The sequence below is a fragment of the Latilactobacillus sp. genome (assembly GCF_033176295.1).
GTDB classification, from domain to species: domain Bacteria; phylum Bacillota; class Bacilli; order Lactobacillales; family Lactobacillaceae; genus Latilactobacillus; species Latilactobacillus sakei.
Genome location: NZ_JAMQEX010000004.1, coordinates 73,504 through 89,292 on the forward strand (window position 1 = coordinate 73,504; position 15,789 = coordinate 89,292).

Genomic DNA, 15,789 nt, shown 5'->3' on the forward strand with positions numbered 1-15,789 from the left:
CGTTGGCATTCTTACAATCTTTAACCTATAATAAATATTAAAGTCTGACCCTGTTTTCAAAGAGAGGTTTATTATGTCTAAACAAAAAATATTTTTCGTTAATCTATTTTTCTTCGTTATCCCTTATTTACTAGTTGTTACAATTGCTGCCATCGCTTATGACAGTTTGGTTGTGCATAGCGCTACTTGGGATCGTACAATTTTTGGCGGTCTCGTCGGTGGAATCCTAATCCTCTTTACAAAAGTACCGCTTGAACGGCCACTAACAATTATGACTGAACAAACTAAGAATCCTGTTATGCATGCTATTTTGAACTTCTTCATTATCAGTCGTTCAACTGCTTATAAAATTGGCAACTTCGTTTTAGATTTCGTACTCTTTTGCCTAGCAACGTATCTACTAAGAGACTTTCTTCCCATCCAAATTATCTCTGGTAGCTTACTCGGTTGGTGTGTTATCGCAATTTTTGCTTCAATTAGCATCGCAACAGCCCTCGGTTTCAAGACACTAACAATTCAACAAGACACATCGGTAGAAAACGATTAGCGTGCTAGTCAAGGCGCTTTGGTTTTGAACATAATTTCCCCAACCATCCTTCTTCAGGATGGTTTTTTTGTGCGCTAATCAGTTAATTTTACAAGCCTTTTGGCAACTTGTTACACTTAATCATAAATAGCTATGAAGGAGATGAGTGCCATCAAAACGATTGCTATTATGGTAGCTGCTGACGAGCAATACGCCGATCAGATGTTACTGACACTTAAATCGATTCGAGAACATTGTACTTTAGAAACGGCTATTGATTTATTTGTCTTGAGTAGCGACCTCTCCCACGCAACTAAGTCCGCCGTCAATCGCTTAATGACGCTACCTCACAATGTCTCATTTATTGCCATTAATCCCCGTCGCATCAAAAATTTCCCAGGAAATAATCATTTTGACCAAACTGCCTATTATAGAATTCTGGCACCACAAATCCTCCTCGCTAGACATATTGAGCGAGTACTCTATCTTGATCTCGACACACTCATCCGAACCGATTTAACGCCTTTATACGACAGTGATTTAGAGGGGAATATTATCGGTGCGGTCATTGACCCTGGTAAGGCACTGACCTTAAAAAGACTTGGTGTTCCTAAATCGCAAGCCAATAATATCTATTTTAATGCCGGCGTTTTGATAATCGATACCATTCTTTGGGAAACACACCATATCAGCCAAAAAATTCTTGCGATGCTGGTGCCTTACCCTGGGCGCCGTGTTAATGATATCCAAGATGCGCTGAATGTCGTTTTAGCGGGACGGACTAAGTTATTGGCTCCCAAGTGGAACGTTCAAAATGCCATTTTATTTAAAACCTATGAGCCAATTAATAATGAGTACAGTCAACTCTTTAAACAGGCAATTATGGCTCCTAAAATCATTCACTTCACCACTGAGAAAAAACCATGGGAAGTCTTTTTAGAGCATCCTTATATGTCCGAGTATCAGGTCTATTTATCACAACTACCAGCTGACAAACGTGATCAAATCAATATTGTTTCTGCGGCTGATTCTAATTTTGTGGAACCCCTCGCGATTTTATATGCCTCAATTCTGAATAATAACGATGATAATCGCCATTATGCCTTTTTTGTTTTAAGTGATCAGCTAACTGCTCGCGATCAGGCAACCTTGCGCCAAATCACTGAAAGTTTTAATGCCGAATTAACCTTTATTGAAGTTAACGAAACACCGCTAACGGCGGTCATTCAAGATGAACAAGTTTTAAAAACTGCTTATTACCGATTACTGATTCCTAATCTACTACCCGAGATCGAACGCGTGCTCTATTTAGATTGTGATACACTATGCCTCGAAAATCTCGCGCGTCTGTGGGACGTTGAATTGGGTAACATACCAGTAGCCGCTGTTGAAGATGCCGGCTTCCATAATCGATTGGCTCAAATGGCAATTGACTACAAGAGCATTCGCTACTTCAATGCCGGTGTTTTATTGATGAACCTAACCATCTGGCGCCAACAAAAAATAACGGAACAAATTTTGACCTTCATTAAAGAATACCCTCAAAAATTACGATTTCACGACCAAGATGCCTTAAATGCCATTTTACATGATCGCTGGATTCACTTACACCCCAAATGGAACGTCCAAACTAGCATTTTGATGGACTTTATCGTTGCACCGACCGAACGGATTAACCGTCAATTTCTAAGTGCGCAAAAAGAACCGGGACTCATTCATTTTTGTGGCTCAGAAAAACCCTGGGATAAAAGTTCAACCCATCCTTATACACCCCAGTATCGCTTTTACAAAAGCCGGTTCCTTGAAAATAACAATCCGGTGCCTTTTAGAACAAATACCACTTTTGATGAATATCATTCTTAAAAGAAAGCAAAAAAAGAAGGCCGCACAATCTGTGCGGTCTTCTTTTGCTATTAAGACTAAATAGTGTTCTAACGGTGGTGAGCCAATTCTTGATATCGGTTATACCAGATATCAATATATTCCTTCGAAAATGGCCCTTTGCCATTGTTGATCCAATCTACCAAAACTTTGACATTGGCTTTCAATATCCGATCAGTTTCGGCAGAATAGTGCCACTTCGCACTATGCGCTTCATATTCATCGACGTCTAACAAGCGTTTCTCTCCGTTTGGAAAGACTTTTACGTCTAAATCGTAGTCGATATACTTCAACGCTTCTTGATCCATAACGTGTGGCGATGCCAAATTACAATAATATGAAACGCCGCCTTCGCGAATCATGGCCACAACGTTAAACCAATACTTCTTATGGAAATAAATAAGTGCCGGCTCCCTCGTGACCCACTTTCTGCCGTCTGATTCTGTAACTAAGGTATGATCGTTACAACCAATGACTGCGTTCTCGCTGGTTTTCAAAACCATCGTGTCGCGCCAAGTCCGGTGTAAACTCCCATCGTGTTTATAACTTTGAATCGCTATATAGTCGCCTTCTTTAGGTGCATTCATCGACCTACCTGGCTTTCCAAGGTTATTATTCATAATCACCTATCATTATAGCAAAGACTCTCAAAATTACCTAAAACTTTCTACCGCTAAAGTGAGTCAAATCGTTGCGCCATTTTCTTTTGAACCGTTGGCATCGCAATTTCTGCTAGAGCTGCTTTTGAATACCATTCACCTGGGAAAAAGGCCAAGTCGCTGTCTTTTGCAATCGTCGCCGATAACAACGTAATCGTCCACTTCAAATGGGTAAAAACGTGCGTCACCGGTTTGACAGGCACCGGTTTTAAATGCGCTAATGTTAAACCATACGCCTCTTTGAAGTAGGCTTCAATTCGAGTCATTTGCTCTTCTGGCATTAATAACTCAGACTCATCATCCTGTAAATCTTCTGCCATCACCAACGGATAGGTCGTTAAATTAGCCAGCAAACCTGTGCTAGGTCGCTTTTGGAATAAAAAGCCCTCTTCAGATTCAATCACAACCGCAAAAAGCGCAACCGGTTTTGGTTTAGCCTTCTTCGTTTTAACCGGATAATCCAACAACGTGCCATCTTGATAACTTCTGAAAAATGGTGCTAATTCGGTGTCCCCAACCGTTGGATTTTTAGCTGTACAAACTTGCGAACCAAAATCCATAACCGCCTGGTTGAAATCGCCAGGTCGATCTTTGGGAATTAACGGCAAAATGGCATCATAAAAAATGCCGCGATTCTTCGGATTCACAATATCAGCGTCAATTTTTAATAACCGACTGAAGACCCGAAAAGCATTCCCGTCGATTGCGGGAACCACTTCACCAAAACAAATACTGGCGATGGCGCCCGCTGTATACGGGCCGATGCCGGCTAGTTTTTCCAATTCAGCTGATGTTTGCGGCCATTTGCCCTGATAGTCATCAACTACTTGCTTAGCCGCTTTTTGTAAATTACGCGCCCGTGAATAATAGCCTAGCCCTTCCCAAGTTTTCAAGAGCAACTCTTCTGGGGCAGCTGATAGGTCTTCAACGGTTGGAAAAGTCGCTAAAAAGCGTTCGTAATACGGAATCACCGTTTGGACTTGCGTTTGTTGGAGCATAATTTCAGACAACCAGACCCGGTAAGGTTCTTGATTTTGACGCCAAGGTAAATCGCGACGATGTTCGTCGTACCATGCCATAAAAGCAGTCTGAAACGCCTCACGTTCACTCGGTGTCATCTGATACTTCTTGGTCGTCGATGAAACGGTTGATTGCATCAATATTAAATCCTTTCCGGTAAAGTGCTTGTTGCATCTTCATCCGCCGCTCGCGCGGTTCTAATAGGCGATAACGGCGCCATTTTTTCTCGCCAAGGGCTGCCAATGCATCTGCTTCACTATCACTGTCTTCTTCAAGCGCTAATTCGTCAATAATCCGACTTAAATTATCACCACCAAAGCCCTTTTGCATCAAGCCCTGTTTAATCTTTTGTTGTTGTTCGAAGAACGAACTGTGGCGGTACTTCTTCGCTAGCTTTTGGGCAGTTGCTAAGCCGACTGTCACTTGTTCTTCGTCTGTATATAGCGTCAACGCTTGATCGATATGATTAGCACTAACCCCTTTTTGAATCAATTTTTGTCGAACCACTTTAGGCCCCTTATCTGAAGTATTAATCACCGTTCTAACATAACTGTCCGCGTAATCCTGATCATCCAAATAATGTAGTTCGCGTAATTTTGTCAAACTGGTTTCAATGCCTTCTGGCGTAATTTCATGATCACGCAAGTATTGTGTTAATTCTTTTTCCGTTCGTAATTGGTGACTTAAATAATTCAAGGCCAGTTGATAGGCCTTGGCATTGTCGTCTTCTTTTTGAATGTCGCGTTGTAAGCTACTATCGATTTCGAGCCCTTTTGCAAGCCGAAACTTGATTAAGACACTTTCAGTCACCCCAAAGGCAAACTGCTCGTCGATAAAAATGTTATAGCGTCCTTTTTGTTTTTGTGAGGTAATTTTAGTAATCTGTGGCATCTTATTTTCTCCCGTTACGTGTCGCTTTGACATTCAGATAAATCTTAAAGCCAATCACGACTACCGCTAAAATCAGGGTGCCAATGATTAATGGCAAGCTCTTCGCTTGAAAAGCATAGATCCCAATTGCAAGGACTATCACCATCGCAATTAAAAATTGATTTCGTTCCCAAAAGTTCATCGTTATTCGCTCCTTCATGGGGAGTTAGTACTAATCCCCGGCTACTGACATACTTCTTATTTAAATGCATTTCATCAATTATATCCTCAGGACATAACCGACTTCCATCACACTCTATTTAAACGTGTTCTGCAAGTCATATCCCTCCGGTTAGCGCTGCCTGTCAAATAATCGCTAACGCAATTTTTCGCCCGGCTGTGCTAATCCTCAGGACATAACCGACTTCCATCACACTCTATAGAGTAGCATAAATCACAACGCGCAACAAAATCGAACGCTGTTAGTTTCCGATTAGAATATCCGTTTTTTCTAACCCGGTTCTGTTATAATAGGGTACAGCAAATTTCGTGCTATTTACAATTTTAACAATATAGGAGTTAATTAAATGCCAGAACAAACAACTACTAATGAAGTCGAAGTCGGCCAACGTTTCCCACTGACCATCAAGCGAATCGGGATTAACGGTGAAGGGATTGGTTATTACAAACGCAAAATTGTTTTCATCCCCGGTGCACTTCCTGAAGAAGTCGTGATTGCCGAAGTCACAACTGTTGCCCCCCGCTTCATCGAAGCTAAGGTCCACAAGATTCGTCAAGAATCACCACAACGGGTCACACCTAGAGATGCCACTTACGGTCAAGTTGGTGGGATTGAATTGGAACATCTCAGTTATCCTGGCCAACTCGCCTTTAAAAAGGATATGATGATCCAAGCCTTAGAAAAATTCAAACCACACGGCTACAATGGCTATCAAGTCACTGAAACGGTGGGCATGGAAAATCCATGGCACTACCGGAATAAAGCACAATTCCAAGTGCGTCAATTAGGTGACCATTTAGGCGCTGGGTTATACGCCCCAAGCAGTCATACTTTGATTGACCTTCCAGAATTCGCAACCCAAACTGATTTAACGATGCGGATTATCCGCACTGTTTTAAAATTAGTCGAAGACCTCGGCATTCCCGTCTTTGATGAAGAAAAGAACGCCGGTATCTTAAAAACAATCGTCGTACGTGAATCTTTCTCAACCGGTGAAGCACAACTCACCTTCATCACCAATTCACCCAAACTACCAAAGAAATATGCGCTAATCACCGCCATTCAAGCTGAATTACCCGAAGTGGTCTCAATTATGCAAAACGTCAACAAAGGGAAAAACGTCTTGGTATGGGGTGACCAAACAATGCACCTTGCCGGTCAAGAAACGATTATGGAAAACCTCAACGGCGTTCAGTTTGAATTAACTGCCCGCGCCTTTTTCCAACTCAATCCTGTTCAAACCGCTAAGATGTATAACTTGGTTAAAGAAGCACTCGATTTAACCCCTGAAGATCGCTTAGTCGATGCTTACTGTGGTGTCGGCACTATCGGATTAAGTCTTGCCAATCAAGTCGCTGAAGTGCGTGGTATGGATACAATTGCCGACTCAATCGAAGCCGCTAAACATAACGCAGAGATCAACGGGATCGACAATGTGGATTATGCCGTTGGTGCAGCTGAAGACCTCTTACCAGAATGGTTAGATAACGGCTTTGTCCCAACAGCCCTTGTTGTTGATCCACCACGGACTGGTCTTGATCCAAAATTAATCGATGCAATTCTCGACAGCCGGCCCCTTAAATTCGTTTACGTTTCATGTAACCCTTCAACGCTCGCGCGGGATCTTAAGACATTGGTTCATACCTACCAAGTTGAAAAAATCCAACCGTTAGACATGTTCCCACAAACGGCCAGAGTAGAAGCAATCGTCACAATGAGATTAAAAAGAAATCTATAAAAAATGAGTGCTATTCATAGCGGTTATACTCTGAGGACTAGCCTAATCAGGCGAATAACCGATGCAATCGGTTGTTTGACTGATGTCGCTAGCCACAAGAGTATGCTATGAATAGCACGTTATGATTTGAGTGCTTTCAAAGGTCGTTTACCGCCGAGCACTAATCTAATAACAAAAAACAAACAAGCCATCCTTTAAAATGAGGATGGCTTGTTTTAGTTTTCTTTCACTTTAGCTCTCAAAAAGAACGTCACAAGCGGATTATCACTGTCTGTTTCTAACTGATTTGTTTTTAATAATGCCGTAATTAATAACGCTAAGCCGATGACAGCCGAAATAAAGGCCCAACCGCGAGATTGCTGACTATAGCTGGATGCAAGTCCATTTAAAACCCATAAGGTAACGGCGCCCCGACCGTTTAAACCAGCATCCCGATAACGACGAATACTAAGTGCAAGTGTTGGAATAAATATTCCTACAGCGATAATTGCAAAGATGCCCAAATAAATCCAAGGATTAATACCAGCTACATGACCTTTAGTGATTAATAACTGTCCTAATAATATAAATAGTGGTATATAAAGTATTAATATTATTATTCCCATTACCCACCAATAACCTGCCCGCGTACTTCGGCCCATAAAGTCAAAATAACCTTTAAAGTAATCCCGAAATGCTGTCTTAATTGTCACTTTACCAGGTACTTCTTGAATTTCACGCATACTTTTCCCTCCAGTTAACTACTATCCATTAATTGTACCGCATATCGTCTGCAATTTGATACAATGGTAAAAACACATTGGAGGCTCATTATGAAAATTTATTTTGCAAATGCACTCTTCTCACAAGCTGATTTTGATTACAATACGCGCGTGGTTGCTGCGTTACGCCAAGCAATGCCAACCTTAGATATCTATTTGCCACAAGAAAACGCAGCGATCAATGATAAAGAAGCCTACGCTAATTCCGAAATGATTGCCCAAGCTGATACCGAACAACTGGTTGCCAGTGACCTAGTGATTGCGGTCTTAGACGGCCCTACAATTGACGTTGGGGTGGCCAGTGAAATTGGTGTCGCATACGCCCGTAACATCCCAATTGTCGGCCTTTACACAGATAGTCGGCAACAAGGCGCCACGAATTCACAAAAGGTAGCCGCTTTGCAAACCATTGCTGAAAACCAATTCCATTACCTCAATCTTTATACGGTGGGCTTAATTAAATTAAATGGCACGATCGTCAACTCAGTCGATGCTTTAATCGAAACCGTTCAAAAATACTAAGAAATAGCGGCCGTTAATGCCGCTATTTTTTTGTTTCTATTTTTAAATAAAGGCGTATGCTAGTAATCAAAAGGAGCTGATTTAATATGTATGATCAATCGATAAAAGAATATCGCTGTAATATTTGTCAACAAACAATCACTGTCAACGAACACTGTTGGACCAATATTCAATTACCCCCTGGTCGTTTCATGAACGGTTATATGGATATTCGCGAAACCTTAAAAATTACGAACGCCCAAATAATTTGCCAAAGTTGTGCCCAACTTATCAACAAGTCAATCGATTTGGACCAGATTCGAACACAAGCCTCAGATACTAAATCATGACAATCAAAAAAGGATTCAAAGTTGATAGCTTTGAATCCCCTTTATGTCGAGGTAGATAGCTTGGTTGCTGCTTGCTGATTCTGTTGTTTACTCTGGATAATGTTACACCTCAATACTATATTCAATTGTAATTAATCGTTTGTTCTAACCTACTGCTTATCGTATTACTCGATCTAGTTTAGTCGTTTCTTGGTGATTGACTCTGCGTGCAGCTTCAGCGATAACGATTAACTTTGCGTTTGTTACTGCTACGATATTCTTTAACAGACATCAGCCTCCGATATACTCGCACTTATACGCTTTGATTTTGCAATTAAGTTGTCATTGGACCCACTTCCTAGCAATCACTCAGTGTACTTTTACCAATCTTATCTTGCGATGTGTTGTTGTGATTTTGGTTCTAAAACTTTAACAATTTGTACCTTTTGTTACTTAGTACCTGACAAATACGGTGGCGCTTAACAAATGTGATTCACTTGGTTTTGTTCTGCCAAGCTATCTTTCCTCACCATTAATATACCACCTTATGTAACCGGTTACAACTAAAACACCTCAATTTTTTGAATTAATTTTAAAAAGTTTTAAAATGCTGATATAACAAGGTTTTAAGCTAAAATAAAAAGACGATTCGGATAAGATTAACTTATCGAAAGCGTCTTTTTGAAACGTGCCTTATCAACCTGATTCTTGCGTTTAGCTACGTCAGTTAAATAATCGATAAAACCGATTATTTCCCTAACTAGGCTAATCCTCAGAATCATCCCGGTTGCTAAGCCACTCTATCTTGTCATATATATTCTTTCGTGGTCCTTCACGCCTTTTAGGATAATTGGGGCGTTATCCATTGTGAGGTCAATTTCGTATTCACTACCGTCTTCTGGTAGTTCCATTTGGAATTGGGTTTCGTATTCGACCATCGTGAGTTGGCGACGGTTGGCCAATAGATCAGCATGTTTTTGCTTTGCTAATTGTTTTTCGAAACCTGGTTGTAGAATCCCTGTGAAAAATTCGCTAACGGCCCCTGACCCGTAACTGAAAAAGCCGATTCGATCGCCCGCTTCCAGATTAGTTGAATGTTCTAATAATGAAAGGAAGCCCAAATATAGTGCACCCGTATAGATATTCCCAATTTGACGACTGTACAAGGTACTTTCAGCATAACGTTCTAAAAGTTGTGCTTGTTGTTCTTCAGTACCTTCATCTAGAATTGTCCGCAAGGCTTTTAGCCCCATCTTAGTGTACGGTAAGTGGAAAGCTAAAGCCTTGAAATCAGCAATGGTCCGCCCCGTTTTAGCACGGTAATCCGCCCATGTTTTTTGGAAGAATTCGATGTATTGTTCTGTGGAATATTTGCCTCGTGCAAAGGCTTCTTTAGAATAGTTTGGCCGCCAGAAATCTTGAATATCTGCACTGTGGACACTCGTTTCTGGTTCCAGAACCATCAAGCGTGGTTGGGCACTGACCAACATGACAACGGCGCCAGCACCTTGTGTCACTTCACCCGGTGTTTCTAAACCGTAGCGCGCAATATCAGAACCAATCACCAATGCCTTTTGATCCGGATGAGCCGCAACATAATCATAAGCTGTCATTAAACCAGCTGTTGCCCCGTAACAAGCTTCCTTTATTTCAAAAGTTCGCGCATTGCTGAGGCCTAATAAGCGTTGAATACAGATGGCCCCAGCTTTAGATTGATCAATGCCTGATTCAGTCCCTAAAATTAACAATGAAATATTGTCGCGTGATTCGCCTTCTAATAAATCTAAAGCAGCATTAGCGCCCATTGTGACACTATCTTGACTTAATGGTGCAATCGCCATTTGATCTTGGCCAATCCCAATTGTAAATTTATCAGGGTCAACACCGCGCGCATTTGCTAACATGACAAGATCTAAATAAGTATTTGGGGTAAAAAGACCCAATTTATCAATTCCAATTTGCATAATAAACTTCCAATCTATCTGTTTTCAGCACGGATTTGACTTAATAAAGTCGTCGCTGTTTCAGTATTTAAGTGTGGTGCCTTTAATAATTGCGGTAATAAAGTCGTTAATTCGCTGGCCGTTGCGCCAACTGCAATTGCGAGTGATTTAGCTTGGAGTGCCATATGACCTTTTTGAATCCCGTCTGAAACGAGGGCTTTCAAGGCCGCTAAATTCTGACCTAACCCGATGGCTGCAATCACGCCAGCTAATTCTTCAACCGTTTCGATGGCCATTAAGCGTTGGGCAACTTGAACTGTCGGTAAAATCCCGATTGAACCACCGACAATGCCGACTGGTAATGGGACGGCAATTTGACCGCACAGTTGATGATCAGTGGTCCACGACCAAGCCGTTAAGGGTTGATAATGGCCGGTACGCGCAGCATAACTGTGTGCACCAGCTTCAATCGCCCGCCAGTCATTACCGGTTGCCATAATCACAGCATCAATTCCGTTCATAATACCCTTATTGTGCGTCGTAGCTCGAGCCACGTCAAACTGAGCAAACTGAGTCGCGTCAATCAGCCGTTGCGCCACTGCTTCACCCGTTAAGGTCGCCGTCGCTAAAGTCGCCGGATTAAGCGTCACTGATGCTTTAACAACCGACCCAAAGGCAGCGTTCGTCAAAACGCTCAGCAAAATAGTCCCACCTAAAGTCGCTTGAACAGCATGGGCAATCGCCTCACAAATGGTATTTACAATATTAGCGCCCATCGCAGCCTTAGTATCAATTTCAAGATTCAATTTCAGAAAACGATTTTCAACGATCGTCGTTGCAATTTTCTGCAAACCACCACCACGTTTAACAATTGACGGATGCGCTTTTTGGGCGACCGCTTGCAAAACAGTAAAGTGGTTATCCACCCATTTTACAGCATCTGCTAGCTGAGGTAAATCAGTTAAAACAACTTCACCAAACATCACCCGTCGGCTACTTTCAATTGTAACGCCGCCATTTAGGCGCATCATCTTCGCGGCATTATTAGCCGCGGCAATCACTGATGGCTCTTCGATGGCCATTGGTACCTGATAAACCTTACCAGCTACCATAACATCTTGCACAATGCCTAATGGCAAGTGATATTGTCCAATATAATTTTCAATCATACTATCGGCTAATTCATCTGCTAACGGTTGGCTTTGTGCCAAAAATTGTGCATCCTTTTTTGAAAGTTGGCTGGCCTCAACCAAGCGGGCTAACCGTTCTGATTTTGAAAGTTGATAAAACTTTGGACTAGTCATTTAGCCACGCCTCGTTTAGTTGGATTTCATAAGCAATCCCTAAGCCGCCACCAATACATAACGAGGCGACCCCAGTTGTTTGGTTGGTCCGTTTTAATTGGTGCAATAACGTGGTCATAATTCGTGTGCCTGAAGCGCCAATTGGATGCCCTAAAGCAACCGCACCACCGGCAACGTTCACTTTGGCAGTGTCTAACGCTAATCCGTTTTGAACGGCAACACTTGAGGCTGCAAAAGCTTCATTGATTTCAAATAAATCAATATCAGCAACCGTTTGAGCTTGTTTAGCCAACAATTGTTGGATAGCAGGTACTGGTGTGTAACCCATGTAATTAGGGTCCAAGCCAACTTCTTGATAACCGACTAGTGTTGCTTGGTAAACAAGACCGAGTGCTTCTGCTTTTTCTTTAGACATCACGATCATTGCCGAAGCACCATCGTTGATTCCTGAAGCATTGGCCGCTGTAACGGTGCCGTCTGCTTGGAAGGCTGGTCGTAATTTACCCATTGCTTCAAGCGTTGTATCTGGGCGAATCCCTTCGTCTTGGCTCACTTCGAAGGTTGCGCGTCGTTGTTGCACAGTTACGGGGACAATTTCAGCATCAAACCAGCCAGCTTGCGTTGCCTTAGCCGCTTTTTGATGTGATTCTAGAGCGAATGTATCTTGCATCAAACGTGTAATGCCGTATTTGGCAGCTACGTTTTCAGCCGTAATCCCCATTGGTTTATCGGTGAAGGCATCATTTAAACCTTCACTACTAATACTATCGACAACGGTTTGATCACCAAACTTACTGCCAAAACGCATCCCTTTATTCAAATAAGGTGCTTGTGACATGCTTTCAGTCCCACCAACTAAAACGACATCGGCATCGCCCATCACAATCGCACTTTGTGCAAGACGGATGGCCTTCAAACCAGAACCACAAACTTCATTCACAGTCATCGCAACGCTCGTTTGTGCTAAACCGCTATTTAATGCGATTTGACGAGCAACATTTTGTCCTGAACCAGCTTGTAAGACATTGCCAAAAATAGCTTGATCAATTTGGTCAGCTTCAATGCCAGCTGCTTGAATCGCTGCTTTAGCCGCGATTGTCCCCAAATCGACTGCGGTTAAACTAGCTAATTGCCCGCCAAACTTCCCAATTGGTGTTCGTTTGGCACTCATAATGACTACTTCTTTCATAATATCCCTCTTCACTTATAAGTCTAATTATTACTATAACTAAAAATTTGGCAATTGTATGCCAAATTTACTTTTCTTTAACTAATTTTTAGGATTATTCTAAAAATGTTTACCATTTTAAGGTGGATTTGGTTTACTCATTAACGTAAGCGATTCACCGGTGGCCTTACAATAAAAACTTGGAGGTTTTCAATATGCAAACAACATGGTTAACATCAACAATTGCGTTCGAATTACAAAACGAGGCCTATGAAGACGATCATCTCATGCGGCGTTTAAGCGCAGTCAAAGAAAACGTACAAGCCGACGAAATTCAAGCAGTTGGCGAAGCCCTTGCCAGTCTGCATGACGACGATCAATTTATCATGGCCGAACTGACAACCAAATCAGTTTATAACGCTAAGTAAAAAACATACCAATTCTTTAGGAGGAATTCAAGATGAAAGAACTTAATTTAGAATTTAAAACCAGTGTTAATAAGAACAAAACATTACGCCTACGCCAAGTCAACGAATCCCTAACCCCTGAAGTGGTTAAAGCAGCAATGATTAAAATCGCCGACGCTAATCTCTTCGAAAAAGACGACATCCAACTCTACAAAACACCAGTCGCAGCCAAGTACGTTGAACGAATTGAAACACCAATTTTTTCAGATAAATAAGCGTCTGCATCAGTCAGGTATATCCTGAGGATTAACAAAAGTTCGAATCCAAAAAACGCCCGGGACAAATTCAAATTTGTTCCGGGCGTTTTTTTGCCTTTATGGGTTCTTTAAATTTTAGCTTGTTCGCTTGTCACCATCCTTGACTTAGGTGTACGATGACCCTTATTAAGTTATTAAGGTAGGTTTAGTATGTCACTTTCAAATCCACTAACCATCGATTGGCAACAACTACTGCTTGCCATTATGCGCAACTGTACCCTGTTAATTTTGATGCCACTAGGCTTTGCCGCCTTGTTAACCGTGATTAATCGCTCAACGAAAACACGCTTAGCACGCTGGTGGCCCCGCTCACAGATTGTGATTGGTGGCCTCGGCACCATTATTCACGAATTGAGCCACGCATTATTTTGCTTCATCTTCAATCATCAAATTACTGACATGCAACTGCTCAATCGCAACTTGAACGATTCTAATGACCACTCGCTTGGACACGTCGAACACCGCTATCGTTCTGGGCGGCTGTGGCCCACCATTGGTAACTTCTGGATTGGCTTAGCACCTATTTTTGGTTGCTCCGCGGCAATTTTAGGCCTCACTTGGTTACTAGCCCGCAATACTTTTCAAACCTGGCTGACATTTGCCGAAGAACCAATTTGGCAATGGCAGGCAGTCAAACCATTATTCAGCCAGCTACTGACGACGACCAAACCCAGTTTACTACTCATTTGGCTGATTCTCTGTGGCATGATTGCTATTGGTGGTTTCGACTTATCGAAAGCCGATTATCGAGGGATGATTCCCGGAATTATTGCCACCTTGATCGTCATTATCGGGGGCACTTTCATCGCTAGTTTATTCAATCAAACTACCAGTGGGACCAGTTGGCTACTAACTATTCTGACACCATTAATGGTCATTTTAACAATCGTCGTCTTACTCTCATTGATTAGTTGGCTGATTGTCGCTACACTACTTAAAATGCCACAAAGGAGTCGATATCATGCGCGTCATTGATTTATTACAGTTACTCGCCGATACGCCACGTAATGCACTCATTTTTTTCGAAGGCTCAGATCAAAATTGGCCGATTGCCGGTTTTGAACAAGATGTCCACAATGAACAACCGCGTCTGTTATTACAGATGGTCGCCAAGAAGCCACATCCCCTCAACCAATGGGAATTCAGCCTCCTCTTAAATCACCGTGAATACTATCAACACTACGTTTACGTTAATCAGGATGACCAAGCTTACCCACTATTTGGTTTCCGCGTGGCCCAAAATAAAATTCTGCTCGGCTAATGTTGCAAGTCAGCCGCCAAAGCGGTTAAATACTGGTGACTCGCAACCATTTCCCGCGCATCATTTTGATCAGCCAACTGAACTTCATAGATATTGGTTGCTGCTGGATTTAAAACCGGCACAACCCGGCGCCAATCAATGCGGCCAGTTCCGAGTTCTAAGCCATCATGTTTAAGTCCTAATGAATCAACAAGATGATAATGGGCAATCGCTGGTTTTAGCGTCTGTAAGCTCTGAACTAACACGTCATTATCGCCATGGTACTTAATGAAACAATGGCTCGTATCAAAAGCTAATCGATAGCCTTTTGCTAAAATAGCTTGATCTAAATCAGGATTACCGTAATAAAAAAGCGGTGAAATCGAATTTTCGAAGAATAGATGATCATGACCAATCTTGTTGAGATAGTCCATCCGCTTAAAAAGTACCTCAGCCGCTTCAGTGAGATTGCGATAACCAACTGTCAATTGCTCAACGGGTTCATCATATGAACCGTGGACTAATAATTGAACATCTTCTGCTTGAGCGAGTTGCAATAAGTCCAACGTTGACTGCCACAAAAAGCGATAGCGCGCTGGTGAACTGGCCTCACTCATCGATAACTCAAGATGACCGCCTTCAAAATTCATCGGATGGTGTAAGATAATGTGCTGCACCCCTTGGTTACGGATAAATTGAATCTTATCGCGCAGCCTTTTTAAACCAGCACTTGCGACATCTTCTTCCGTCAGATGAAATTCAAATACGCTGGGATGATATTGTAAACGATCCTTAATTTGACGGTCATTCACACCCGCCTTTAACCCTAGTTGCATAGCCTGACCTACTTTCATAATTCAACGTTAGTTTCATTTTAACACTTA

The 15,789-nt window shown here is 42.1% G+C and carries 18 protein-coding genes; 9 read left to right on the top strand and 9 right to left on the bottom strand.

The features are described from left to right. The first annotated feature begins 73 nt into the window (after positions 1-73). Both NDN60_RS03525 and NDN60_RS03530 read left to right on the top strand, forming a co-directional pair. Positions 74-547 (top strand): hypothetical protein, encoded by a 474-nt coding sequence (locus NDN60_RS03525; protein ID WP_099947719.1) that lies wholly within the window; start codon positions 74-76, stop codon positions 545-547. Between the two features lie 141 nt (positions 548-688). Beyond that, a complete protein-coding gene (locus tag NDN60_RS03530) occupies positions 689-2,389 on the top strand; it encodes a glycosyltransferase family 8 protein (protein ID WP_231953169.1) in 1,701 nt (566 codons plus the stop codon). A gap of 68 nt (positions 2,390-2,457) precedes the next feature. Here NDN60_RS03530 and ntdP read toward each other — a convergent pair whose 3' ends face one another. From ntdP to NDN60_RS03550, 4 genes are all read right to left on the bottom strand, one after another. Next, positions 2,458-2,994 (bottom strand): nucleoside tri-diphosphate phosphatase, encoded by a 537-nt coding sequence (gene ntdP, locus NDN60_RS03535; RefSeq protein WP_011375166.1) that lies wholly within the window; start codon positions 2,992-2,994, stop codon positions 2,458-2,460. A gap of 86 nt (positions 2,995-3,080) precedes the next feature. Continuing rightward, a complete protein-coding gene (gene mutY, locus NDN60_RS03540; protein WP_099947439.1) occupies positions 3,081-4,184 on the bottom strand; it encodes an A/G-specific adenine glycosylase in 1,104 nt (367 codons plus the stop codon). Then, complete coding sequence (gene recX / locus NDN60_RS03545; RefSeq protein ID WP_016265510.1) at positions 4,171-4,977, bottom strand: recombination regulator RecX; 807 nt, start codon at positions 4,975-4,977, stop codon at positions 4,171-4,173. The genes mutY and recX overlap by 14 nt, the downstream gene beginning before the upstream one ends. 1 nt (position 4,978) lies before the next feature. Then, positions 4,979-5,158 (bottom strand): hypothetical protein, encoded by a 180-nt coding sequence (locus NDN60_RS03550; RefSeq protein WP_011375169.1) that lies wholly within the window; start codon positions 5,156-5,158, stop codon positions 4,979-4,981. A 385-nt stretch (positions 5,159-5,543) separates the two neighbouring features. On the opposite strand from NDN60_RS03550, the gene rlmD reads away from it, so the two are divergent. Then, complete coding sequence (rlmD, locus tag NDN60_RS03555) at positions 5,544-6,935, top strand: 23S rRNA (uracil(1939)-C(5))-methyltransferase RlmD (protein WP_011375170.1); 1,392 nt, start codon at positions 5,544-5,546, stop codon at positions 6,933-6,935. A gap of 215 nt (positions 6,936-7,150) precedes the next feature. On the opposite strand, the gene NDN60_RS03560 is transcribed toward rlmD, so the two are convergent. Then, positions 7,151-7,657 carry a DUF805 domain-containing protein gene (locus NDN60_RS03560; protein ID WP_011375171.1) on the bottom strand — a complete coding sequence of 169 codons (507 nt, stop codon included), beginning with the start codon at positions 7,655-7,657 and terminating at the stop codon, positions 7,151-7,153. Between the two features lie 90 nt (positions 7,658-7,747). On the opposite strand from NDN60_RS03560, the gene NDN60_RS03565 reads away from it, so the two are divergent. Together NDN60_RS03565 and NDN60_RS03570 are read left to right on the top strand one after the other, a co-directional pair. After that, positions 7,748-8,218 (top strand): nucleoside 2-deoxyribosyltransferase, encoded by a 471-nt coding sequence (locus NDN60_RS03565; RefSeq protein ID WP_011375172.1) that lies wholly within the window; start codon positions 7,748-7,750, stop codon positions 8,216-8,218. A gap of 86 nt (positions 8,219-8,304) precedes the next feature. Next, on the top strand, positions 8,305-8,547 hold the full coding sequence (locus NDN60_RS03570; protein WP_011375173.1) for a hypothetical protein: 243 nt from the start codon (positions 8,305-8,307) through the stop codon (positions 8,545-8,547). Positions 8,548-9,326: 779 nt separating this feature from the next. Here NDN60_RS03570 and NDN60_RS03575 read toward each other — a convergent pair. From NDN60_RS03575 to NDN60_RS03585, 3 genes are read right to left on the bottom strand one after another with little or no spacing between them, the layout of a single operon-like run. Further along, positions 9,327-10,490 (bottom strand): hydroxymethylglutaryl-CoA synthase, encoded by a 1,164-nt coding sequence (locus NDN60_RS03575; protein WP_099947721.1) that lies wholly within the window; start codon positions 10,488-10,490, stop codon positions 9,327-9,329. 14 nt (positions 10,491-10,504) lie between these two features. Beyond that, positions 10,505-11,773, bottom strand: coding sequence for a hydroxymethylglutaryl-CoA reductase, degradative (locus NDN60_RS03580; protein ID WP_099947722.1), 1,269 nt, complete (start codon positions 11,771-11,773; stop codon positions 10,505-10,507). Next, entirely contained in the window at positions 11,766-12,962 is a 1,197-nt protein-coding gene (locus tag NDN60_RS03585) for an acetyl-CoA C-acetyltransferase (protein WP_099947723.1), read from the bottom strand. Before NDN60_RS03585 ends, NDN60_RS03580 begins: the two co-directional genes overlap by 8 nt. A gap of 194 nt (positions 12,963-13,156) precedes the next feature. Here NDN60_RS03585 and NDN60_RS03590 point away from each other — a divergent pair, with 194 nt between their 5' ends. The 4 genes from NDN60_RS03590 (at position 13,157) to NDN60_RS03605 (ending at position 14,926) form a co-directional block, all read left to right on the top strand. Beyond that, positions 13,157-13,369 carry a DUF1659 domain-containing protein gene (locus NDN60_RS03590; protein WP_011375178.1) on the top strand — a complete coding sequence of 71 codons (213 nt, stop codon included), beginning with the start codon at positions 13,157-13,159 and terminating at the stop codon, positions 13,367-13,369. A gap of 32 nt (positions 13,370-13,401) precedes the next feature. Then, positions 13,402-13,623, top strand: a complete 222-nt coding sequence (locus NDN60_RS03595) for a DUF2922 domain-containing protein (protein WP_011375179.1) — start codon at positions 13,402-13,404, stop codon at positions 13,621-13,623. Positions 13,624-13,815: 192 nt separating this feature from the next. Continuing rightward, positions 13,816-14,640, top strand: coding sequence for a hypothetical protein (locus tag NDN60_RS03600; protein ID WP_076632340.1), 825 nt, complete (start codon positions 13,816-13,818; stop codon positions 14,638-14,640). After that, positions 14,627-14,926 (top strand): hypothetical protein, encoded by a 300-nt coding sequence (locus tag NDN60_RS03605; RefSeq protein ID WP_011375182.1) that lies wholly within the window; start codon positions 14,627-14,629, stop codon positions 14,924-14,926. The genes NDN60_RS03600 and NDN60_RS03605 overlap by 14 nt, the downstream gene beginning before the upstream one ends. On the opposite strand, the gene NDN60_RS03610 is transcribed toward NDN60_RS03605, so the two are convergent. Further along, entirely contained in the window at positions 14,923-15,741 is an 819-nt protein-coding gene (locus NDN60_RS03610) for a TIM barrel protein (protein WP_016265518.1), read from the bottom strand. The genes NDN60_RS03605 and NDN60_RS03610 overlap by 4 nt on opposite strands. Positions 15,742-15,789: the final 48 nt, after the last annotated feature.